This is a genomic window from Cellulomonas sp. McL0606 (assembly GCF_058248365.1).
Genome location: NZ_CM177779.1, coordinates 937,006 through 958,767, shown reverse-complemented (window position 1 = coordinate 958,767; position 21,762 = coordinate 937,006). Strand labels below are relative to the sequence as shown.

Annotated in this window: 16 protein-coding genes, 1 rRNA gene and 1 pseudogene; 5 read left to right on the top strand and 13 right to left on the bottom strand. The window is 71.0% G+C overall.

The genetic code is table 11. The features are described from left to right. Positions 1-134: 134 nt before the first annotated feature. The 4 genes from AC38ZX_RS04880 to AC38ZX_RS04865 form a co-directional block, all read right to left on the bottom strand. A 16S ribosomal RNA gene (locus AC38ZX_RS04880) occupies positions 135-1,654 on the bottom strand. Positions 1,655-2,260: 606 nt separating this feature from the next. Further along, positions 2,261-3,208 (bottom strand): co-chaperone YbbN, encoded by a 948-nt coding sequence (locus AC38ZX_RS04875; RefSeq protein WP_491296535.1) that lies wholly within the window; start codon positions 3,206-3,208, stop codon positions 2,261-2,263. Between the two features lie 64 nt (positions 3,209-3,272). Next, positions 3,273-4,280 carry a DUF8094 domain-containing protein gene (locus AC38ZX_RS04870; protein WP_426594736.1) on the bottom strand — a complete coding sequence of 336 codons (1,008 nt, stop codon included), beginning with the start codon at positions 4,278-4,280 and terminating at the stop codon, positions 3,273-3,275. Then, the gene (locus tag AC38ZX_RS04865; RefSeq protein ID WP_491296534.1) at positions 4,277-5,539 is read right to left on the bottom strand and encodes a hypothetical protein; all 1,263 of its coding nucleotides are present in this window, start codon (positions 5,537-5,539) and stop codon (positions 4,277-4,279) included. The genes AC38ZX_RS04870 and AC38ZX_RS04865 overlap by 4 nt, the downstream gene beginning before the upstream one ends. Positions 5,540-6,286: 747 nt before the next feature. Here AC38ZX_RS04865 and AC38ZX_RS04860 point away from each other — a divergent pair. From AC38ZX_RS04860 to AC38ZX_RS04850, 3 genes are all read left to right on the top strand, one after another. Next, positions 6,287-6,580 (top strand): hypothetical protein, encoded by a 294-nt coding sequence (locus AC38ZX_RS04860; RefSeq protein WP_491296533.1) that lies wholly within the window; start codon positions 6,287-6,289, stop codon positions 6,578-6,580. Between the two features lie 65 nt (positions 6,581-6,645). Then, positions 6,646-8,340, top strand: coding sequence for a hypothetical protein (locus AC38ZX_RS04855; protein WP_491296532.1), 1,695 nt, complete (start codon positions 6,646-6,648; stop codon positions 8,338-8,340). Positions 8,341-8,376: 36 nt separating this feature from the next. Continuing rightward, entirely contained in the window at positions 8,377-8,835 is a 459-nt protein-coding gene (locus tag AC38ZX_RS04850; RefSeq protein ID WP_491296531.1) for a hypothetical protein, read from the top strand. Here AC38ZX_RS04850 and AC38ZX_RS04845 read toward each other — a convergent pair. Together AC38ZX_RS04845 and AC38ZX_RS04840 are read right to left on the bottom strand one after the other, a co-directional pair. Beyond that, positions 8,824-9,543, bottom strand: a complete 720-nt coding sequence (locus AC38ZX_RS04845; RefSeq protein ID WP_491296530.1) for an alpha/beta fold hydrolase — start codon at positions 9,541-9,543, stop codon at positions 8,824-8,826. The genes AC38ZX_RS04850 and AC38ZX_RS04845 overlap by 12 nt on opposite strands. Further along, entirely contained in the window at positions 9,540-10,298 is a 759-nt protein-coding gene (locus tag AC38ZX_RS04840) for an alpha/beta hydrolase (RefSeq protein ID WP_491296529.1), read from the bottom strand. The genes AC38ZX_RS04845 and AC38ZX_RS04840 overlap by 4 nt, the downstream gene beginning before the upstream one ends. Positions 10,299-10,368: 70 nt before the next feature. Here AC38ZX_RS04840 and AC38ZX_RS04835 point away from each other — a divergent pair, with 70 nt between their 5' ends. Further along, on the top strand, positions 10,369-11,001 hold the full coding sequence (locus tag AC38ZX_RS04835) for a class I SAM-dependent methyltransferase (protein ID WP_491296528.1): 633 nt from the start codon (positions 10,369-10,371) through the stop codon (positions 10,999-11,001). On the opposite strand, the gene AC38ZX_RS04830 is transcribed toward AC38ZX_RS04835, so the two are convergent. The 6 genes and pseudogenes from AC38ZX_RS04830 to AC38ZX_RS04805 form a co-directional block, all read right to left on the bottom strand. After that, positions 10,998-11,813 carry an HAD-IIB family hydrolase gene (locus AC38ZX_RS04830; protein WP_491296527.1) on the bottom strand — a complete coding sequence of 272 codons (816 nt, stop codon included), beginning with the start codon at positions 11,811-11,813 and terminating at the stop codon, positions 10,998-11,000. The two genes, AC38ZX_RS04835 and AC38ZX_RS04830, sit on opposite strands and share 4 nt — an antisense overlap. Next, the gene (locus AC38ZX_RS04825; RefSeq protein WP_491296526.1) at positions 11,810-12,118 is read right to left on the bottom strand and encodes an Rv1322 family protein; all 309 of its coding nucleotides are present in this window, start codon (positions 12,116-12,118) and stop codon (positions 11,810-11,812) included. Before AC38ZX_RS04825 ends, AC38ZX_RS04830 begins: the two co-directional genes overlap by 4 nt. A 99-nt stretch (positions 12,119-12,217) precedes the next feature. Then, positions 12,218-13,657 carry a GH1 family beta-glucosidase gene (locus tag AC38ZX_RS04820; RefSeq protein WP_491296524.1) on the bottom strand — a complete coding sequence of 480 codons (1,440 nt, stop codon included), beginning with the start codon at positions 13,655-13,657 and terminating at the stop codon, positions 12,218-12,220. 164 nt (positions 13,658-13,821) lie between these two features. Then, positions 13,822-16,088 (bottom strand): annotated as a pseudogene (gene yicI / locus AC38ZX_RS04815) (alpha-xylosidase). A 12-nt stretch (positions 16,089-16,100) separates the two neighbouring features. Then, positions 16,101-17,945, bottom strand: a complete 1,845-nt coding sequence (locus tag AC38ZX_RS04810) for an ABC transporter permease (RefSeq protein ID WP_491296523.1) — start codon at positions 17,943-17,945, stop codon at positions 16,101-16,103. A gap of 61 nt (positions 17,946-18,006) precedes the next feature. Beyond that, positions 18,007-19,314: an ABC transporter substrate-binding protein gene (locus AC38ZX_RS04805; RefSeq protein WP_426594722.1), complete on the bottom strand. Its 1,308-nt coding sequence runs from the start codon at positions 19,312-19,314 to the stop codon at positions 18,007-18,009. A gap of 256 nt (positions 19,315-19,570) precedes the next feature. Between AC38ZX_RS04805 and AC38ZX_RS04800 the strand changes: the two genes are divergently transcribed. Then, positions 19,571-20,569, top strand: coding sequence for a LacI family DNA-binding transcriptional regulator (locus tag AC38ZX_RS04800; protein WP_491296522.1), 999 nt, complete (start codon positions 19,571-19,573; stop codon positions 20,567-20,569). Here the strand turns inward: AC38ZX_RS04800 and AC38ZX_RS04795 are convergent. Continuing rightward, positions 20,564-21,742: an N-acetylglucosamine-6-phosphate deacetylase gene (locus tag AC38ZX_RS04795; protein ID WP_491296521.1), complete on the bottom strand. Its 1,179-nt coding sequence runs from the start codon at positions 21,740-21,742 to the stop codon at positions 20,564-20,566. The two genes, AC38ZX_RS04800 and AC38ZX_RS04795, sit on opposite strands and share 6 nt — an antisense overlap. Positions 21,743-21,762 lie beyond the last annotated feature (20 nt).

Genomic DNA, 21,762 nt, shown 5'->3' with positions numbered 1-21,762 from the left:
CACCAAGCTCGAAGAGCCGGCCACAGTCGATGTTCCACCCTCGAGCACCGTCCCCCACTCGTTCGGCAGGGACAACGGGCCTGGACACCACAGCCACCCCATGACAGGACGACCTGATGCCAGATGCTCCTTAGAAAGGAGGTGATCCAGCCGCACCTTCCGGTACGGCTACCTTGTTACGACTTAGTCCCAATCGCCAGTCCCACCTTCGACAGCTCCCTCTCTTACGAGTTGGGCCACTGGCTTCGGGTGTTACCGACTTTCGTGACTTGACGGGCGGTGTGTACAAGGCCCGGGAACGTATTCACCGCAGCGTTGCTGATCTGCGATTACTAGCGACTCCGACTTCATGGGGTCGAGTTGCAGACCCCAATCCGAACTGAGACCGGCTTTTTGGGATTCGCTCCACCTCGCGGTATCGCAGCCCTTTGTACCGGCCATTGTAGCATGCGTGAAGCCCAAGACATAAGGGGCATGATGATTTGACGTCATCCCCACCTTCCTCCGAGTTGACCCCGGCAGTCTCCCATGAGTCCCCGGCATAACCCGCTGGCAACATGGGACGAGGGTTGCGCTCGTTGCGGGACTTAACCCAACATCTCACGACACGAGCTGACGACAACCATGCACCACCTGTACACCGACCTTACGGGGAGCACATCTCTGCACTTTTCCGGTGTATGTCAAGCCTTGGTAAGGTTCTTCGCGTTGCATCGAATTAATCCGCATGCTCCGCCGCTTGTGCGGGCCCCCGTCAATTTCTTTGAGTTTTAGCCTTGCGGCCGTACTCCCCAGGCGGGGCACTTAATGCGTTTGCTGCGGCACGGAACTCGTGGAATGAGCCCCACACCTAGTGCCCAACGTTTACGGCATGGACTACCAGGGTATCTAATCCTGTTCGCTCCCCATGCTTTCGCTCCTCAGCGTCAGTTGCGGCCCAGTGACCTGCCTTCGCCATCGGTGTTCCTCCTGATATCTGCGCATTCCACCGCTACACCAGGAATTCCAGTCACCCCTACCGCACTCTAGTCTGCCCGTACCCACTGCAAGCCCAAGGTTGAGCCTTAGGTTTTCACAGCAGACGCGACAAACCGCCTACGCCCTTTACGCCCAATAATTCCGGACAACGCTTGCGCCCTACGTATTACCGCGGCTGCTGGCACGTAGTTAGCCGGCGCTTCTTCTGCAGGTACCGTCACTTTCGCTTCTTCCCTGCTGAAAGGAGTTTACAACCCGAAGGCCGTCATCCTCCACGCGGCGTCGCTGCATCAGGCTTGCGCCCATTGTGCAATATTCCCCACTGCTGCCTCCCGTAGGAGTCTGGGCCGTATCTCAGTCCCAGTGTGGCCGGTCGCCCTCTCAGGCCGGCTACCCGTCGTCGCCTTGGTGGGCCACTACCCCACCAACAAGCTGATAGGCCGCGAGCCCATCCCTCACCGATAAATCTTTCCAGACGCGACACATGCGTGTACGTCTCGTATCCGGTATTAGCCACCGTTTCCGGTGGTTATTCCAGAGTGAAGGGCAGGTTGCTCACGTGTTACTCACCCGTTCGCCACTGATCAGACCAGCAAGCTGGCCATCACCGTTCGACTTGCATGTGTTAAGCACGCCGCCAGCGTTCGTCCTGAGCCAGAATCAAACTCTCCGTAAATGTCAACTGGCACCCCACCACCGAAGCAGCAAGGCAACCGACAAAACGAAACAGCCAACCGGTTCAACCCGGCCGACCAATCCAATTCGGCTGTTCGGATGCCCCCTCCCACGGAGGTGAAAGAAAGACACCCATCTCAACCAAGACCCACCACCTCAAACACCCACACCCAAAGGACGCAGACATCATCGATAGCAAGCCATATGGCATCGACTATTTGGCACACTGTTGAGTTCTCAAGGAACAGACGCGCATCCATTCAGGTCCTTCAACCTGGCCGGAGGCAACCGTTCTAACTTAGCGGAGTTGGCCCTCCCAGTCAAACTTCCTCCCGGCCTCCCGGTGAAGGGCGATCCGAGCGTTAGTTCGTCGGGTGAGGAGTCGAGCTTCCGCGTCCCGGACACTCACGATGACCGGCGATGTGATCGTCGGTCGGGGCTTCCGGGGGTGTCGTCCGGGGGACCAGCCATCGAGGTTCGATCCTCGGTGTCCGTTCCTCCCTGCCGGGCGACGTCGAGAACAGTACGGGCCAGGCCCCCCGAGGGCAAATCGCGATCGGGTGACGCGGGTCACCACGCGGAAACGTGCCTTGACCTGCGGGAACGCTCAGTACAGCGCGTTCGTCATCGCCCGGCGAGCCGCCACGACGCGGGGATCGTCGCCGCCGATCACCTCGAACAGGTCCACGAGACGAAGCCGGATGCGTTCCCGGTCCGGTCCGAACGTGGTCCGCAGCGCGTCGATCAGCCGGCCGAACGCGTCGTCGACCTTGCCACCGAGGACGTCCAGGTCCGCCACGACGAGCTGCGCGTCGAGATCCTTCGGGTCCGCGGCCGCTGCCGCTCGTGCGGCCTGGAGGTCTGCGTCGCGGGTGCGGTCGAGCAGTCCGACCTGCGCGAGCCCCGCCCGCGCGAGCCCGTCCCGCGGGTCCTCCTTGATCGCCTGCTCGTACGCGGCCCGTGCGGCATCGAGGTCGTCTCGCTCGATGGCGTCGTACGCGGCCTGGTGCAACGGCGGCAGCTCCGGCTCAGGCTCCGCGTCGGGAGCCTCGGGCCCCTCGCCGACGGGGGCGACGCGCTCGGTGATCCCGTTGGCCTCGGCCGCAGCGAGCACCTGGTCGAGCACCGCGCGCACCTGGTCGCGCGGGTAGGCGCCCTGGAAGAGAGGGAGGGGCTGCCCCGCGAGCACCGCCACGACCGTCGGCACCTCGCGCGGCTGGACCTGGAAGGCCTGGGCGATCTGCGGGTTGGCGTCGGCGTCGATGCGCGCGAGGAGCCAGCGGCCGCCGTCCGCGTCGGCCAGGGCGGCGAGGTCCGCGGCGACCGCCGTGCTGACCTCGCTCCACGCCGCCCACAGCACGACCACGACCGGGTGCGTCGTGGAGTTCTGCACGAGCGCCGGGAAGGACGCCTCGTCGACGTCCACGACGTAGGCGCCCGGCGCGGGCAAGCCTCCCGGACTGCCGGGCGGCGGCGTGGCCGGCCGGGCGAGCGACGACAGGTCGATCGCGCCGCGTACGTCGAGGCGGGGGCGGGGTCCGGTGGGCTGGGACATGCGGCGTGGATCCTTCGTGCGAGGTCGGTCGGTGTGCGGGGCCTGGAGACAGCCTGCCCGAAACTCAGTCGGCGGTCACCGTTGTGATGGCGTGCTCCGCCGCGAGCACCTGCATGAGTGCGCTGCTTCCGGCCGGCGGGACGTACATGATCACGACGTCGGTGAACGTGCGGATGAAGCTGCTCGACGCCGACGACTTCCCGGTGAGCGCGGCGTAGAACGGATCGTCGATCCGGACCGTGCCGCCGGCGGTGAGCTGGACGGTCGAGACGGTGGTGAGCTGTCCGACGACGATCGCGCCGCCGTCCAGCGTCGCGAGCGAGGTGAGCGGCGTCGGCTCGGGCGTGTAGGTCTCCGTCGCGGTGCCGGCCGAACCGACCCCGGCCGCCGTCGTCGCACGCGCGGCCTCGATCCCGGTCCGGAACGCGTCCGGCGCGAAGCTCGCGTTGTACTGGGAGGCCGTGCCGTTGGCGAGCACGTCGGAGTACTGGGCGAAGACGTCGGCCGGCGCGACCTTGAGGCTGGCGGTGTCCGGGGCCAGCACGGGGCTCCCGGTCGCCGGGGCGGCCGTCGGCGGCATCTTGATGCCCTGACCCATGCGGCCCCAGCCCCACAGGTGGTACTGGTCGCGCGGTGCGCTCTGCTGCAGGACGAGGATGCGCGGCGCCTGCAGGTCGTCGGGCTGCTCGGTCACCACCAGCTGCGTCCGTGGCCACGTGTCGGTCTGCGGGAGGATCAGCGCCTGGGCCTTGGTCGGGATGACCGTCGGCGGCTTGACGTTGGCCGTCGCTTTCGCGCGGACGTACTCCGCAGAGCGGATCGCGAGCGCCGGACCCGAGACGCGCGGGGCGAGGAGTGCCGGGTCGAGGGCCGCGTCGCCGGCCGCCAGGACCGCACCCAGGTCGGTGAGGACATCGTCCGACTGCCCGATCGTCGTGGCGGGCGGGGCGACCGCTGGGACGGGCGCCGGGTCCGGCTGGGGCAGTGGCGAGGCGCAGGCGGACAGGACGACCAGGGCGAGGCCGACGGTCCCGGCGACGAGGGCCGCGCGACGACGTGGGCGGCGGATCATCGGCCGTCCTCCTGTTCGCTGGTCTCGTCGGTGCTCTCGGTCGGGGGCTGCGGGGACGGTGTCTCGGTCGGTGGCAGACCCCACGCGCGGCGCCAGGCGTCCGCCCGAGACCCGCCGGCCGTCTCCTGCGGTGCGTCGTGGGCGGTGGTCGCCAGCCACGCCGGTCGGCCCGCGTGCGGGTCGGGAGCATCGGTCGACGACACCGCGGGCGTCGGCGCGGTCACGGTCGCCCAGGCCGCGGCCCCGCGCGCCGGTGAGCCGCCCGGCTCCGCGCCGTCGGCCGTGGGGGCCGTCGGGGCGCCTGTCGCCGCGTCGGTGGGGGCTCCGGTCGACGGGTTGGTCGACGCGGCCGGGCGATCACCGGAACCGGGGCGGCCGGTCGGCGCGTTGAGCGGCGCCTGTGCCGGCGGACCCGCAGACCGCGCGCCCGCACCTGACGCGGTCGAACCGGCAGGGTTGAGCCACGACGGGCGTCCGTGCGGCCCGTCGGGATCGGTCGAGGCTGCCGTTCCCACGGGCGCGGCGCCGGCGGACGCCGAGCCCACCGGTGTGACGCCGTTCGGTGCCGAGCCGCCAGTTGCCGCGCCGGTCGGTGCCGAAGCATCCGGTGCCGACGGACCGGTCGACGGACGCGGGGACGCGGGAGTCCAGCCGGCGGCCCCCGGGCCGACGGGCGCGGGAGACGGGAGAGGGCCCTCGGCCGACGTCGTCGGGACGGCTGCGGTCGGGGACGTCTGCGGCGAGCCCGCCCGGAGCGCCCGGCGGCTCGTCGGTGGCGCGTCGACCGGGGTCGTTGCCGTGCGGACCTCCGTGTCCGGCAACGGTGGCGCCACCTGGCGGACCTGGCCGGTGCGCGGCGCGGCGGGGCGAGCCGCCCGAGCGGCAACGGCCTCCCGCATCTGGCGACGGGTGAGCACCGGGATCGCGTCGACGTCCTCGGCCAGGATGGTGGGGATCGCACCCGTCTCCACCGGGTGCCACTCCTCGTCGAGACCCAGGCGCTGCCGACGCAGGTCGCGGACCAGGAGCCAGACGGAGAGCAGGACGAGCAGGAGCCCGACGACGACCGCCGGCCAGAGCCAGGGCGTCGTGACCGTCCTCGGCCACGCCAGCGTCAGGTGGGGTGCGGAGGCGCCCGTGCTCACCGCGATCAGGCTCCAGCGGCCCTCCTGCTGCGGCCACTCGAGCGACGCCACACCCTTGCCCGTCGCCTGGACGACCCAGAGGTCGGACCCGGCAGGATCCGAAGCCGTCGGCACGACGGCGGCCGCGTCGGAGGTCGGCGTCGGGCTCGGTGCGGGGGCTGCAGCCGCGCCATCGGCCGCAGCGCTCGCACTCGGCGACGGCTCGGGCGTCGTGTCCTTGACACCGGAGACGGCGAGCTCGCGCCAGCTTTCAGGCCGGTCACCTGCCCGTACGACTCGGTGCCGATCCAGCCCTTGACGTCCGTGTCGCGGCCGACCGCGAGCGTCACCGTGCCCTTGTCGGGGACCGTCACGCGCACGGTCACCGGATCCCCGCCGAGCTCGAGCACACCGGGATCCGTGACCAGCGTGTGAGGTCCGTCCGAGGTTCCGGCGACGAGCACGTCGTCGGCCCTCCACACCGTCGCCGAGGCCACGCCGAGACCGATGACGACCAGTCCGACGACGCCGACGGCGGCGATGACAAGTCGCTTCACCACGCAGGATCCTCCAGTGCCGAGTTGCCCCAGGATAGGCAGAGCGGCATGTCACGACCGAACCGGGGCGTTCCTGACGCACCCGGCACGCTTGGGCCGGGCGCGTGATCACGCGCAACGGCCGAAGCCAAGGACGAGTGAAGACGCGTATCGTTGCGCCCGGGCTCCGGATGTCACAGAGCGTCTCGACCGAGGCGGCTTCCCGGAGTCACAGTCCCAGGAGGATCGCTCGTGCCCGACGCCCGGACCCCCTTCCCCGTCGTCAACTTCCGCGGATACGAACGCGAATCGGTCGACTCCCACATCTCCGATCTCGAGAAGTCGCTTGCCGACGCGCGGGCCCAGGTCGAGCAGCTCGACGGTCGCGCCATGCAGGTGGCCGGCGAGCCTCTCGGAGGCCCACCGCCAGCTCCGCGAGGCCGAGCGCCCCACCTACTCGGGACTCGGTTCGCGCATCGAGCAGCTGCTGCGGTCTGCGGAGGAGCAGTCCTCCGACGTCGTCACCCAGGCGAACGCGCAGGCGGCCGACGCCCTGGCGCGCGCCAAGCTTCTCGTCGGGACAGCTGCGCGCCCGTGCGGAGAACGAGGTCGCCGAGCTGATCGCGACCGCTCGTCGTGAGGCCGACGAGGTCCGCACGACGGCGTCGTCGGAGGCCGAGAGCACGCTGACCGCCGCCCAGCGCCGTGCCGAGGAGCTGGTGGGATCCGCCGAGCGCGAGGCGGCGCGCATCCAGAGCGCGATCACGACCGAGGAGAGCGAGCGTCGCGGCTCCCTCGAGCGCGAAGCTGGGCACGCTGCGCGCGAGCGTCGAGCACGAGGCCACGCAGCTGCGGATCGCCACCGAGCGCACCGCCAGCGAGCTGCGGTCGCGGAGCGAGGTCGAGACGACCGCGCAGCGCGAGGACGCCGAGCACTACGCGCAGGACCTGCGTCAGAGCGCCGACGCCGACACCACCGAGCTGCGCCAGCGGGTCGAGGCCGAGCTGGCCGGACAGCGCACCGAGGTCGACCGGTACGTCGCGCAGCAGCGTTCCGACGCCGCCGCCGAGGTGGCCGCGCTGCGCCAGCAGGCCGCCCAGGAGGTCACCTCGCTGCGCGTGCAGACCCAGGAGTACGCGGACGGCGTGCGCGCCGCCGCCGAGCGGGATGGTTCCGCGCTCCAGCAGCGGGTCGCCGCCGAGGTCGCTGCGCTGCGGGTCGAGGCCGAGCAGTACGCCGCCTTCGTCCGCGCGCAGGCCGAGCGCGAGACCGGGGAGCTGCGTGCGTCCGCCGCCGACGAGCTGGCAACGTTCCGCGCCGAGACCCAGCAGGCCGTCGTCGCGCTGCGGGGCGATGCCGAGCGGTACGCCGTGGACCTGCGGGCGACCGCCGAGCGCGACACCACCGAGCTGCGCGAACGGGCGAACCACGAGACCGGGAACCTTCGCGACGTCACCCACCGCGAGGCGCAGGAGCTGCAGGAGGTCACGCACCGCGAGACCGCCGAGCTGCGCGCCGCGACCGACCGGGAGACCGCCGAGCTGCGCGAGCGGACCCGCCTCGAGTCCGAGCGCGCGCTGACCGAGGCCCGACGCGCGGCGGCCGAGCTGACGACGAACGCCAAGACCATGGCCGACGAGCTGGTCCGCTCGGCCGAGCAGCAGCTGGCCGACGCCGAGCTGTCGATCGCGTCGCGACGAGAGGCCGCGGAGCGCGAGGACGCCGACCGGCACGAGACCGCACGCGCCGACACCGAGCGCCTGGTGCGCGACGCCGAGGCGCACGCGTCGGAGGCCGAGCAGCGCGTGGCCAAGGCCCTGGCGCAGGGCGACAAGGTCCGCACCGACGCCGAGACGCACGCCAAGGAGCTGCTGTCCAACGCGCGCAAGAATGCCGACCGCGTGGTCGCCGAGGCGCGCGAGCACGCCGAGAAGCAGATCTCCGACGCGATGATCGAGTCGGAGCGGGAGCGGACGTCCGCCGCACGACAGGTCGAGGACCTGAACCGGCAGCGCGAGTCGATCACCTCCTACCTCGACGAGCTGCGCAACCTGCTCGGGCACAACCCGGACCGAGCCACCCTCGAGCGGGCATCGCGCGCCGAGGCTGCGTTCGAGGAGGAGCAGAAGAAGTCGACGGCGACGCAACCGCCGGCCAAGGAGGACAAGGCCGGCGGGAAGTCGGCGCGACCGGCGGCTCGCCCCGCCAAGTCGCGCCCGGCCCCGGTCTCGGCCGCCGCTGCCGCACCCGCGTCCGGGGTCCCCGCGCAGGCGGGCCCGTCGGACGACTCGTCACCCGAACAGGTGACTCCTGAGGTGAAGTCCGACGCGTCCGCGGATTCCGAGTCGCACGACCAGCAGACTGCGGGCAAGGACGACGCACCCGCGCCGACCCACTGAGAGCGCACCGTCGCGCCCTGACGAGGAGATCGACCGTTGTCCGACCAGAACTCCCTGAACCCGGCCCCCGCGCCCGTCGACGCGACGGCCACGTGGCGTGAGCGCCAGCGGGCGACCGCGGCCGCTCACGAAGAGGTGCTGGCCACGCGTCAGCGGCAGGAGTCCGCTGCGGCCCGCGAGCAGATCACCGCGTTCCTGCGGCGTGTGCAGTCGCAGAAGTTCGGCCCGCAGCCGGTCGAAGCCCGCGCGCACAGCTACGACGGCGGGACGCGGTACAAGACGCCGCTGACCGGCTGGTACCTGCGCAAGGACGAGACGATCGCGATCGACACGGCGGGGAACTTCTACATCCTCACCGTGCCGGGAAGCCTGTCCGCGCGGTTCAAGGGTGTGACGCCGACCCCGTCGGAGCCCACCCTCGTGCTCGGGGCCGGCGGCAAGGACGGCGAGTCGATCGACCTGTCCGCGGCGTTGGCGCGGCTGCTAGGAAAGTAGCCCGCCGAGGGCGGCCGCGACCGCGGCCGGGTTCTCGATCGCGGTCAGGTGGCCGGCGCGCGGGACGACCACGAGGCGTGCGTGGGGTGCCGCCTGAACCATGTGCTCGGCGGCCGCGACCGGGGTGACCGTGTCCTCGGCACCGACGACCACCACGAACGGCCCGTCGAAGGTCCGCAGGACGTCGGTGCGATCGGGACGGCCGGCCATCGCGCGCTGGCACCACGCCACCACGGCGGGGTCCTGCTCGCCGATCCAGCCGTCGACGACGGCCGTGACCTCCGGTCGCAGCGCGCGCGTGGTCTCCCCCAGGAGCACCCCGCTCATGGGCCGCACGACGTCGACGCTCCCGGAGCGTTCGGCCTCGTCGGCGACGCGCAGGCGGTTCGCGTGCGCCTCCGGCGCGTCTGCCGTGGACTTGGTGTCGATCAGCGCGAGGCCGGCGACGAGGTCCGGGTGGCGCTCGACCAGCGCGAGCGCGACGTAACCGCCCATCGACAGCCCGCCGACGAGCACCCGGTCGATCCCGGCGGCGCGCAGCTGCTCGGCCGCGGCGTCGGCGACGGCCTCGAGCGCCGGCTCCTGGCGGAGGAGGTCGCCCGGCAGGTCCGGCGCGAACACGGCCGGGAAGCCCCTGAGCAATGCCTCGACCTCGTCCCACATCCGGTGGTCGAGCGGGAAGGCGTGCAGGAGCAGGAGCGGGATCATGCGGTCGCCTCCACGGTGTCGCCGGCCCATTCCGTCGGCAGCGGCAGCGGATGGTCGGGCAGGACATGGCCGACTATCTCGTCGAGCACCCGGCGCACGGACGACTCCCCCACCCACAGGTGCTTGGCGCCGACGACGCCGATCACCTCGGCCTGCGGGACGCGGGCGAACCGCGCGCGGGCCTCGTCGGGACGCAGGTAGTCGTCGAGCTCCGGGACCAGCACGACCAGCGGCTTGCCGAACGCAGCCCACGCGTCGAGGTCCGCATCCGTGGCGCGGTGCAGCGGCGGCGAGAGCAGGATCGCGCCCTCGATCGCCGGGTCGCGACCGTGCATGAGGACCAGCTCGCTGCCGAACGACCAGCCCACCAGCCAGGGGCGGGGCAGGTCGTGGAACTCGACGAACTCGATCGCCGCCGCGACGTCGAACCGCTCGGCCAGACCACCGTCGAACGCGCCGCCGCTGGTGCCCCGCGGGCTCGCCGTCCCCCGTGTGTTGAACCGCAGGACGGCCAGGTCCGCCATCGCGGGCAGCCGCCAGGCCGCCTTGCGGTAGATGTGCGAGTCCATGTAACCGCCGTGCGTGGGCAGGGGGTGCAGCGTCACCAGGGTGGCCGCGGGCGGCGCGTGCTCCGGGACGGCCAGCTCGCCGACGAGCGTCAGGCCGTCCGCGGTGTGCAGCTCGACGTCCGCGCGTCGCGCGGGCAGGACCGTCAGGGAGCGGATCGGGTGTGCGTCGGTGCCGTCGGTGCTCATCGGGACGAGCCTATTGCCGGTTCGGCAACCCCGTGCGAGCGGGCGGCGTCGCACGCGGCAGGATGATCGCATGAGCCATGACCAGCACGCCGAGATCCTGTACACGCCGGAGTTCTGGGACGAGCGATACAGCTCCGCCGACCGCATCTGGAGCGGCAACCCGAACCCGCACCTCGTCTCCGTCGTCTCGCCGCTCGCGGCCGGGACCGCGCTGGACGTGGGGTCCGGCGAGGGCGCCGACGCCATCTGGTTGGCCTCCCACGGGTGGGACGTGACCGCGATCGACATCTCCCAGGTCGCCCTGGACAGGTCCGCCGCCCTGGCCGGCGCGCTGTCGATCAGCTGGGAGCAGCGCGACGTCCTGACCTGGGGGCCCGGCGTCGACCGCTTCGACCTGGTGTCCGCGCAGTTCATGCACCTGCCGTCCGACGCGCTGCGGTCCCTGCACGGCCGCCTCGCCGCCGCCGTCCGCCCCGGCGGGACCCTGCTCGTCGTCGGGCACCACCCGTCCGACCACGGCTCGACGCAGATCCAGCGGCCCGACCGCGCGGACCTGCTGTTCACCGCCGAGGACATCGGCGTGACGCTCGACCCGGCGCAGTGGGACGTGACCGCGTCGTCGCCATCGCGCACCGTCGTGGGCACCGACGGAGAGCCCGTCGAGATCCGCGACGCCGTGCTGGTGGCGGTCCGCCGGGCCTAGCGGACCCGGGCGATCGCGAGGTCGAGCACGTCCGCCGGGCCGTCGTCGGTGTTGGCGGCGCACCGGTGGGTGGACGCGGCCAGGACGCTCGGGTGAGCGTTGGCCACCGCGAAGGACGCGCCCGCCCAGGTCAGCATCGACAGGTCGTTGGGGGCGTCGCCGAGCGCCCAGACGTCGGCCGCGCCGATCCCGCGGTCGGCGGCCCAGCGTTCCAGGGTCGCCGACTTGGTCACCCCCGGTCCGGAGATCTCGCCGAGGCCGGACGCGCCCGAGTCGGAGACGATCGCGAGCTCGCCGACGACGGCCGCGAGGTCGGCGGCGAACGTCCGCGCCGGGCGGTCGGCGCTCTTCACCAGGAGCTTGAACGTCGACCCGGTGAGCACGTCCTCGACCCGGTCGGCGACCGGGCTCCCCACGGGGTTCTCGTGCGGCGACGGGAACCTGGTGTCCAGACCGATGCCTGCGGCGTTCTCGACGGCGAAGGTGGCGTCCGGCCATGCCGCGCGGACCCGCCGCGCGATCGTCGCGACGAGCTCGTCCGACATCCCGTGCTCGGCCAGCACCTGGCGCGTCGCGACGTCGACGACCGCCGCGCCGTTCGCGCAGATGGCGACGCCGTGGCCGGCGACGTGCTCGGCCAGGTCGTCCAGCCAGCGTGCGGGTCGCGCGGTCACGAACACGACCTCGATCCCGGCGTCGGCCGCCGCGCGCAGGGCCGCGGCCGTCCGGGCGGACACCGTGCCGTCGTCGCGGAGCAACGTGCCGTCGAGGTCCGTGGCGATGAGCCGGGGCGCGCTCGTCGGAGCGCTCATCGGCGGGTCGGGCCGCGGCGGTCGCGGGCCTGCCAGCAGGACGTGTGCCAGTGGCGGCGGTCGTCGACGGCCTCGCCGAACAGGCCGTCCGTGCGCCAGGCGACGACGTGCGCGGTGCCCGCGGCCAGCACCTGGTCGCAGCCGGGGCAGCGGTACTCGCGATCGGAGCCGCGGACGCGCTGGACCGACCACTCTCCGTCGCGATCGCTCTCGCTCGTCCGTCCTGCGGTGGCCCGGTCGAGGTCGAGCTCGACGTGCTCGGCACCGTACGGCCGCTTGGTCGATCGTCGTCCCACGGGCTCCATCCTCCCCCATGCGCCACCGCTCGTCGGGCGTCCCGGAAAAGCCGGACGTCCGCGCTCAGAGGGCTCCCGACCTCACGAGCGCGGACGTCATGGGTGGTGCTAGAGGTGAGCTGCCGGGGCGGGGATCGCGTTGGTGGCGATCAGGTCGCTGTACCAGAGACCCGAGTCCTTGACCGTGCGCTCCAGGGTGCCGTAGTCCACGCGGACCACGCCGAACCGCTTCGAGTAGCCGTAGGACCACTCGAAGTTGTCCATCAGCGACCAGACGAAGTACCCACGGACGTCGACGCCACGCTCGATGGCCTCACCGACCGCGTCGATGTGGTCGTGCAGGTAGGCGACCCGGTCGACGTCGTGGACACGGCCGTCGGGCGTCACCTCGTCGTCGAACGCGGCGCCGTTCTCGGTGATCGCGAGCGGGAGGGCCGGGTAGCGCTCGTGCACCTCGACGAGCAGGTCGACCAGACCCTCGGGCTCGATGTTCCAGCCCATCGCCGTGTGCGGGCCGGGCTGCGGGAGGAACTCGACGTTCGTCGCACCGACCCACGGGCTCGACGCCGAGGAGCGGTGACCGTCGGGGCCGGGACCACCGTCGCCGACCTCCGGGGTGCCCCAGCGGACGCGGCCGGTCGAGTAGTAGTTGATGCCGAGGACGGCCAGCGGCACCTGGATGATGTCGAGGTCCTCGTCCTGCACGAACGACCAGTCGGTGAGGTGCTCGGTGTCGGCGAAGACCTCCTTGGGGTACTCGCCGTCGAGCATCGGGCGCAGGAACACCTCGTTGCCGATGGTGTCGATCTGCCGCTTGGCCTCGAGGTCCTCCGGGGCGTCCGTGGCGGCGCGTGTGACGTGCAGGTTCAGCGTGACGGACACCGGGGTGTCCTGACCGAGCACGTCCTTGACGGCCCGGCCCGCCAGGCCGTGCGCGAGGTTGAGGTGGTGCACCGCGCGGAGCGCCGAGACGTCGTCGGTGCGGCCGGGCGCGTGCACGCCCGAGGCGTAGCCCAGGTAGGCCGAGCACCACGGCTCGTTCAGGGTCGTCCACAGGTGGATGCGGTCCCCCAGCACCTCGGCCATCTTGCGGGCGTACTCGCCGAACAGGATCGCGGTCCGGCGGTTGGCCCAGCCGCCCTCGTCCTCGAGCGCCTGCGGCAGGTCCCAGTGGTAGAGCGTGGCGACGGGCTTGATGCCGGCCGCGATCAGCCGGTCCACCAGGTCGGAGTAGAAGTCGAGGCCCGCCTGGAGGAACGCGCCCGAACCGTCCGGCTGCACGCGGGACCATGAGATCGAGAACCGGTACGCCTGCAGGCCCAGGTCGGCCATCATCGCGACGTCCTGCGGCACGCGGTGGAAGTGGTCGACGGCGACGTCGCCGGTGTCCCCGTCCTGCACCTTGCCCGGCGTGCGGGAGAACGTGTCCCAGATCGACGGCGCCCGACCACCCTCGTGCACGGCACCCTCGATCTGGTAGGACGCGGTGGCGGATCCCCAGAGGAAGTCGTCCGGGAATCGGCGGCCGGAGGGTCGCGGAGTCGTCATGTGAGGCGTCTTTCTGTTTGGGTGGCTGTGTCAGAGGCCGGTACGAGTCGCGGCGTCATTGCGTGCGCGGTCCGTCTGGCATGGCGTCGAAACGTTACGATACGGCACGTGGGAGCGCTCCCGCAACGGGTCGCCCGCGCGCTGCGGGGACGCGTTCAGAGCGTTCAGAGGGCGAGCTCGACCTCCCCGTCGTCCTGGCCCTGGACCGCGGCGCCGTCGGAGCCCACCTGCACCCGCCAGCTTCCCCCGGGCGTTGCGGGCGCTGACCCGCACCCGGTCGCCGTCACGGGTCACGACGAAGGTCGCGGGCTCGGCGTCGTCCTCGGACGGGACGGTGGTCACGGACCGATGGCCGTCGGCGAGCTCGAACAGGCGCAGCGTGACCCCGTCGGCCCACGGGTAGTCCGGCCGGTCCTCGCGCGCACCCACCGGCAGGACCGTGTCGGGGCGGACGTACAGCGGCAGCGACAGGACATCGTGCGTCTCGGAGAACCAGCGCGGTCCGGCGACCTTCTCGCCGGTCAGCAGCGATGTCCAGACGCCCTCCGGCACGTAGACGTTCACTCGGCCGTCCGCCGTGAACACCGGCGCGACCAGGAGGCTCTCGCCGAGCATGTACTGGGTCGCGACCGTCGCGGCGCCGGGATCGTCGGGGAACTCCAGGACCATCGGGCGCATCACCGGCAGCCCGAGCGTGGGCGTCCTCGCCGACGCGGCCCAGGTACGGCATGAGCGAGAAGCTGAGCCGGGTGAAGAGGCGGGCGACGTCCACGGCCTCCTCGTCGAACGCCCACGGCACCCGGTAGGAGTCGGACCCGTGCAGCCGGCTGTGCGACGAGAGCAGGCCGAACGCCAGCCACCGCTTGAACACGGCCGCGTCCGGGGTCCCCTCGAACCCGCCGATGTCGTGGCTCCAGAACCCGAAGCCCGACGACGCCAGCGACAGCCCGCCGCGCAGCGACTCTGCCATCGAGACGAACGTCGACTCGCAGTCGCCGCCCCAGTGGACCGGGAACTGCTGCCCGCCCGCCGTCGCCGACCGCGCGAACAGCACCGCCTCGCCCGCGCCGCGCTCGGCCTCGAGGACCTCGAACACCGCACGGTTGTACAGGTGCGTGTAGTAGTTGTGCATCCGCTCGGGGTCCGAGCCGTCATGCCAGACCACGTCCGTGGGGATCCGCTCGCCGAAGTCGGTCTTGAAGGCGTCGACCCCCTGGCGGAGCAGGTGACGCAGGTGGTCCTGGTACCAGGCGGCCGCCGCCGGGTTGGTGAAGTCGACCAGCGCCATCCCCGCCTGCCAGTCGTCGGTCTGCCAGACCGAGCCGTCGGCGCGCGTGACCAGGAACCCGCCCGCGCGGCCCTCCTCGAACAGCCGCGAGCGCTGCGCGATGTACGGGTTGATCCAGACGCAGACCTTCAGGCCCTTGTCGTGCAGCCGCCGCAGGAGACCCTCGGGGTCGGGGAACGTCGCCGGGTCCCACGTGAAGTCGGTCCAGTGGAACGCGCGCATCCAGAAGCAGTCGAAGTGGAAGACGCTCAGCGGCAGCCCCCGCTCGGCCATCCCGTCGACGAACGACATGACGGTCGCCTCGTCGTACTGGGTGGTGAACGACGTCGAGAGCCACAGGCCGTACGACCACGCCGGGACCCGCGCCGGCCGCCCGGTGAGCGCGGTGTATCGGCGCAGCACCTCCTTGGGCGACGGGCCGTGCACGACGTAGTACTGCAGCACCTCGCCGGGCACCGAGAACTGCGTGCGCGAGACCGCCTCGGAGCCCACCTCGAACGAGACCCGACCGGGATGGTCGACGAACACGCCGTACCCGGCGTCGGACAGGAAGAACGGCACGTTCTTGTACGCCTGCTCCGTCGCGGTCCCGCCGTCGGCGTTCCAGATGTCGACGGACTGCCCGTTCTTGACGAACGCACCGAAGCGCTCCCCGAGCCCGTAGATGTGCTCGTCGACGCCGAGGGCGAGCTGCTCGTGCACGTAGGCCGCGCCGCCCGCGTCCGTGACCACGCCGATGCTGCGGGCCGTCGACGAGGTCAGGACCCGACCGTTCGCCTCGAAGTCCACGTTCCACGCGCCGTCCGCCGACACGCGCGCCGTGAGGCCACCCGACGTGAACGTCGCGACCGAACCGTCGGCGACGACCTTGACGTCGGCATCGCCCCGGCGCACGGCGAACGCCGGCCGGGCCGGCACACCGCCCGTGTGGTGCTCGATCCGGACGCCGATCACGTCGTCCATCGGCGACGTGAACGTCACCGTGACCAGGGGGCGGTTGAGGGTGTCCCCCCGCGAGGTCAGCGGAACCGTGGCGCTGTAGACCGTCAGCGTGTCCTCTCCGACGACGACGTCGGCGATGCTGCGCGGACGCAGCACCTGCACGCCCGGGAGGAGCTGCCAGTAGCCGTTGGTGAACTTCATCGGTGGATGCCTTTACTTGACGGCGCCGGCAGTCACGCCGCGCGTCAGGGTTCGCTGGAAGATCAGGAAGAAGAGCACCGCAGGCAGGAGCGAGACGAGCGCGCCGGCGTTGGTCGTCGGCGCATCCATCATCCGGTCACCCTGCAAGGACGCGAGCGCGACCGGGATGGTCTGCGTGTCGTTCGTCGTCAGCATGACCAGCGGGATGAAGAACTCGTTCCACGTCCAGATGAAGAAGAAGATCATCAGGACGGACAGGGTCGGACGCACCACGGGGAAGACGACCTTCCACAGGACGTCCCACTTGCTGGCGCCGTCGAGCGCCGCGGCCTCGAGCAGCGCCTTGGGGAACGTGCCCAGCACCGAGGCCAGCAGGTAGGTGCCGAACGCCGACTGGATGACGGTGAAGATGATGATGACGGACCACGGGGAGTCCGACAGCCCCACCTTCTGCGCCATGGTGAACAGCGGGTAGATCAGCGCCTCCTGCGGCAGCATCGTCGCGAGCAGGAAGAGCGAGACGACCAGCAGCCGGCCCTTCACGCGACCGATGCCGATGGCGTAGGCGTTCAGCAGCGCCAGCAGCGTGCCGAAGACGGCGACGGCGCCCGAGATCCAGATGGAGTTGAGCAGCTTCCGGGGGAAGTCGACGCGGTCCCAGAACGTGGTCAGGCCCTTGGTGTAGATCTCGGTGGGCCAGCTCAGCGGGCCGTGCAGCGAATAGTCCGTCGGCGACTTGAACGCGTTGAGCAGCATGATGAAGAAGGGCAGCAGGATCGCGAGCGCGACCAGGATCGCGCCGACGAGGACGACCCAGCGGGCGGTCCCTCGGCGGTGCCGGGCACCGGGCGCCGCGGTGGACAGGACGTCGGTGGCCATCAGCCCACCCCTTCCTTGCGCTCGCTGCGCGCCTGCGCGACGAGGATCAGACCGGCGACGATCACGATGACGAGGGTGAGCACGTTGGCCACCGCTGCGCCGTAGCCGACCTTCGACTTGTCGAAGAAGTTGAGGTACGAGTAGTCGCTGGGCACCAGGGTGGACCCCTCGGGGCCGCCGCGGGTGAGCACGTAGATCGGGCCGAACACCTTGAGTGCGGCGACCGTGCAGGTGAGCACGACGACGAACGTCTCGGGCTTGATCTGCGGGATCGTGATGGCGCGGAAGCGGCGCCACCAGCCGGCACCGTCGAGGCTCGGCGGCCTCGTACAGCTCGGGGTCGACGCGCTGCAGGGCGGACATGAAGATCACCACCGGGTAGCCGATCTGCACCCAGACGAGCACGAGCATCACCGTCGGCATCGCCGTCGTCGGCGACCCGAGCCAGTTCGGCGGGTGCTCGATGCCGATCGAGCGCAGCACCTCGTTCAGGGCGCCGGTCTGCGCGTTGAGGATCCAGTTCCAGAGCACGCCCGCCACCGCGACCGGCAGGATCTGGGGCAGGTAGTAGCTGGCCCTGAGCACCGACGCCGAGCGCGACCCGAACTTCTTGCCCAGGTAGTCGAACAGGACGGACGCGAGCACGAGGCCGATGAGCGTCGGGACGACCACCATGGCCACGATCATCGAGATCGAGTTGCGGAACGACGTCCAGAACTGCTCGTCGTGCAGCAGCGCCTGGTAGTTGTCCAGGCCGACCCACTGGTGCGGGGCCAGCCCGCCCTTCCACTTCTGGAAGCTGTAGGCGATGTTCGTCGCGAACGGGATGCCGATGACGACGATGAACGCGAGGGCGCCAGGCGCGAGGTAGGGCAGGTAGCCCACCCACGTCGGACGCTTCTTGGTGCGGCGCGCGATCGCGGGCTCGGCCGGCGGCGGGGCCGTCGTCGTGCGGCTGTCGAGAGCTTCGGTGCTCATGGGGTTTCGTCCTCCGTGGGGCGCTCGGGCGGGACGACGCGTCCCGCCCGAGCGCTTCGGGTCAGGAGCCGAGCAGGTCGGTCTTGCCGGACTCGTAGGCGCCCTTGAGGCCGTCGAGGACCTCGGCGGGCGACTTGGACTGGTTGACCAGCGACTGCAGCTGGCTGACGATCACGTCGTAGAAGCCGGCAACGGGCCAGTCGGGGTAGAAGGCCAGGCCGTCGTCCTTGACGATGTCCGCAAAGTTCTGCGTCAGCTCGGCCGTCTTCGGGTCGGTGATCTTGCTCGTGTCACCGGCCACGGGCAGGCCGCCCTTCTCACCGAGCACGTTCTGGACCTCGGGCCGCAGCGTGATGTCGATGAAGTCCTCGGCGAGCGTCTTGGACTTCGCGTTCGTCGGGACCACCCAGATGTTGCCGGACGAGCCGGGGTGCAGCGTGTTGCCGGGGAACAGCGTCTGGGCCCAGTCGAACTTGACCTGCTCCTGCAGGCGGCCGAACCACCACGAGCCGGAGACCATGATCGGGAACGTGCCGTTGATGAACGAGACGCCCATGTCCTCGGCCGTCAGGCCCGCCGCGTCGGACGCGATGTAGCCCTTCTTGACCCACTCGTCGAGCTTCTCGGTGGCCTTCGTCATGGCGTCGCCCTGCCAGTCGACGTCGCTCTTGAACAGCTGGTAGTTGTCGACCAGCGAGCGGTCGCCGTAGTGCAGCACCAGCTCGTACCAGAGCTGCCCGAGGGGGTACTCGGCGCCGGCCTCGGCCAGCGGAGTGACGCCGTTCGTCTTGAACGTGGCGAGCGCGGCCTCGAACTCGTCGAACGTCGTCGGCACGGCGATGCCGTACTTCGCGAACAGGTCCTTGTTCAGGTACATGCCGACGAACTCGCCGTAGTTCGGCACCCCGTACCAGTCGCCCGAGCCCATGAGCCCGTTCTCGTCGTACTTCGCGGTCGTCTGGAGCGAGCCGCTGACCTCCTTGTCCCAGCCCTTCGCCTTCGCGACGTCGGTCAGCGATGTCAGCAGACCCTGCGAGGCGAGCTGGCCCGCGGTCGCGTTGCCCTTGTTGTACTCCATGACGTCGGGCACGTCCTTGCCCGTGAGCACGATCTTGGCGTTCTTCTGGATCTGCTCGAACGTCTGGTGCTCGACGTCGACCTTCACGCCGGGGTGCTCGGTCTTGAAGATCTCGATCGCCTTGTTCCAGGCCTGGCCCATGGCCGAGTCGTCGGACTCGTAGTGCCAGACCGTGAGGGTCTTGGAGTCCGAGTTGCCGCCGCCGCTGCCGCTGCTGCAGGCGGTCAGGGTTGCCGTGGCCAGGAGGGCGGCGGTTCCGACGGCCGCCCATCGCCGTGTGCTGATCCTCATCCGGGTTCTCCTCGTCGAGTGGATGTCGATCGGATTGGGGGAAACTGCGTCCGATCGTCGAAGCGCTTCGATAAGATAGCGCGTGATTTTCCCGCTGTCCAGACCAGACATCCCGGCTGTTTGGGTGCATGATGAGGCGCACGTGGTCGAAGCGCTTCGCTTGACCGCTCTGACATGGGACGTCACCCGCGGACCGCCCGCTAGGGTTTCTCCCGGCGCCGGTGTGTCCGGCCCGAGCCGAAGGAGGCGGAACGCCGTGACCACGATCGACGACGTCGCGCGCGCTGCCGGGGTCTCGGTCTCCACGGTCTCCTACGCCCTGTCGGGCAAGCGTCCGATCTCGGCGTCGACGCGCGAGCGGATCGAGCATGCCGTGCGCGAGCTCGGCTACCGGCCGCACGCGGGCGCCCGGGCGCTCGCCTCGCAGCGGACCAACGTGCTCGCGCTGATGGCGCCCCTGCGCGTCGACGTCAATGTCGGCGTGATCATGCAGTTCGTCACCGGCGTGGTGACCCGCGCCCGCGACTTCGAGCACGACGTCCTGCTGCTCACCCAGGACGACCATGCGGGTGTCGAGCGGGTGGCCGCCGGTTCGATGGTCGACGCGGTGATCATGATGGATGTCGAGGCCGAGGACCCGCGGCTGCCGATCCTGCGCCGTCAGCGCCAGCCGGCCGTCCTCATCGGGCTCCCCCGCGACGCCTCGGGCCTCTCGTGCGTGGACCTCGACTTCGAGGCCGTCGCCCGGACCGCCGTGGACCATCTGGTCGGGCTCGGTCACCGTCGCGTCGCACTCATCGGGTCGCCCCGCGTGGTCCTCGACCGGCACACCACGTACGCGTTGCGCATGGTCAACGGCTTCCGCGCCGAGACCGAGCGACTGGGCGTCGAGGCCGTGTTCGAGCCGTGCGAGTCGTCCCACGCCGGTGCCGTCGCCGCGCTGGACCGGGTGCTCGACCGGCTCCCCGGCGTGACGGGGCTCGTGGTCCACAACGAGGTCGCCCTGCCCGCCGTGCTGGCCGGGCTGCGCGAGCGCGGCATCGAGGTGCCGCGCGACATGTCCGTGGTCGCCGTGTGCCCGCAGGACGTCGCGACCGGTCAGCCGCAGCAGCTCACGGCCGTGGACATCCCCGCCGCACGGATCGGTGCGGTGGCCGTCGAGATGGTGATGTCCCGGCTGGACGACGGCCAGACGCCGGAGAGCCGCCTGCTCGCGCCCGAGCTCACCGTCCGGGAGACGACGGCCGCGCTATAGCCACTCGCCGTCGCGCAGCACGCGCAGCGGGCGCAGATCGGCGTCGGTGACGACGACGTCCGCGCGCCGGCCCGCAGCCAGCGCGCCGATGTCCCGCCGCCCCAGCACGTCCGCCGGGACCGTCGCCGCCGACAGCACCGCATCCTCGAGCGGCACCCCCGCGGCGACGACCGTGCGCACGACGTCGATCAGGTGCGCCGTACCCCCGGCGATCGCGCCACCCTTCGCCAGCCGGGCCACCCCGCCGTCCACGACGACGCCCATCGGGCCCAGCTGGTAGGCGCCGTCGGGCATGCCGGCCGCGGCCATCGCGTCGGTGACCAGGGCGATCGACCCGGCGCCGAGCAGATCGAACACCGACAGGACCGTCGCGTCGGCCAGGTGGGTGCCGTCCGCCACCAGCTCGACGACGAGCTCCCCGCGCGCCGCCGCGGCCAGGCACGCGGCGATCGGGCCGGGGTCGCGGTGGTGCAGCGGACGCATGCCGTTGAACAGGTGCGTCGCGGTGAGGCGCCGGTTGCTCGTGGCGGCCAGCAGGTCGAAACCACGGTCGACGGCCGCCTCGACCTGTTCCGCCGACGCATCGGTGTGGCCGACCGACGGGACCGCGCCCGCGTCGACGAGTGCCGGCAGGACCTCGTCGACGACCCCGGGCACCTCCGGGGCGATCGTCATGGTGACCAGGTGCCCGCGAGCGGCGTCCGCGATCTCCCGCGCAAGGGCCGCGTCCCCGGTGAGCATGTCGGCGGGGTTCTGCGCGCCGCAGCGGTCGGCGGAGAGGAACGGTCCCTCGAGGTGGATCCCCACGATCTCGCCGGCGTCCGCGAGGTCCGCCAGCAGCGCGGTCCGGGTCAGCAGGTCGTCCCGTGGCGCGGTGACCAGCGACGCGACCAGGCTCGTGGTCCCGTGCCGACGATGCTCGTCGACGGCCGTCTGCGCCGTTGCCACGTCGGTCGCGTCCGGGAAGCTCGCTCCCCCGCCGCCGTGGCAGTGCAGGTCGACCAGACCGGGCAGCAACGTGTCCTCGGTCGCCTCCGGAAGCACCCACGCCGGCGGCAGCCCGTCCGACGGCCCGACCCAGACGATCGTCGTGTCGTCGACCACCACCGCTCCGTCGTCGACGATGCCGCGGGGGGTCACCAGGCGTCCGCGCAGGACGAGGGGTTCGCTCACGGCACCATCCTCGCGCACCG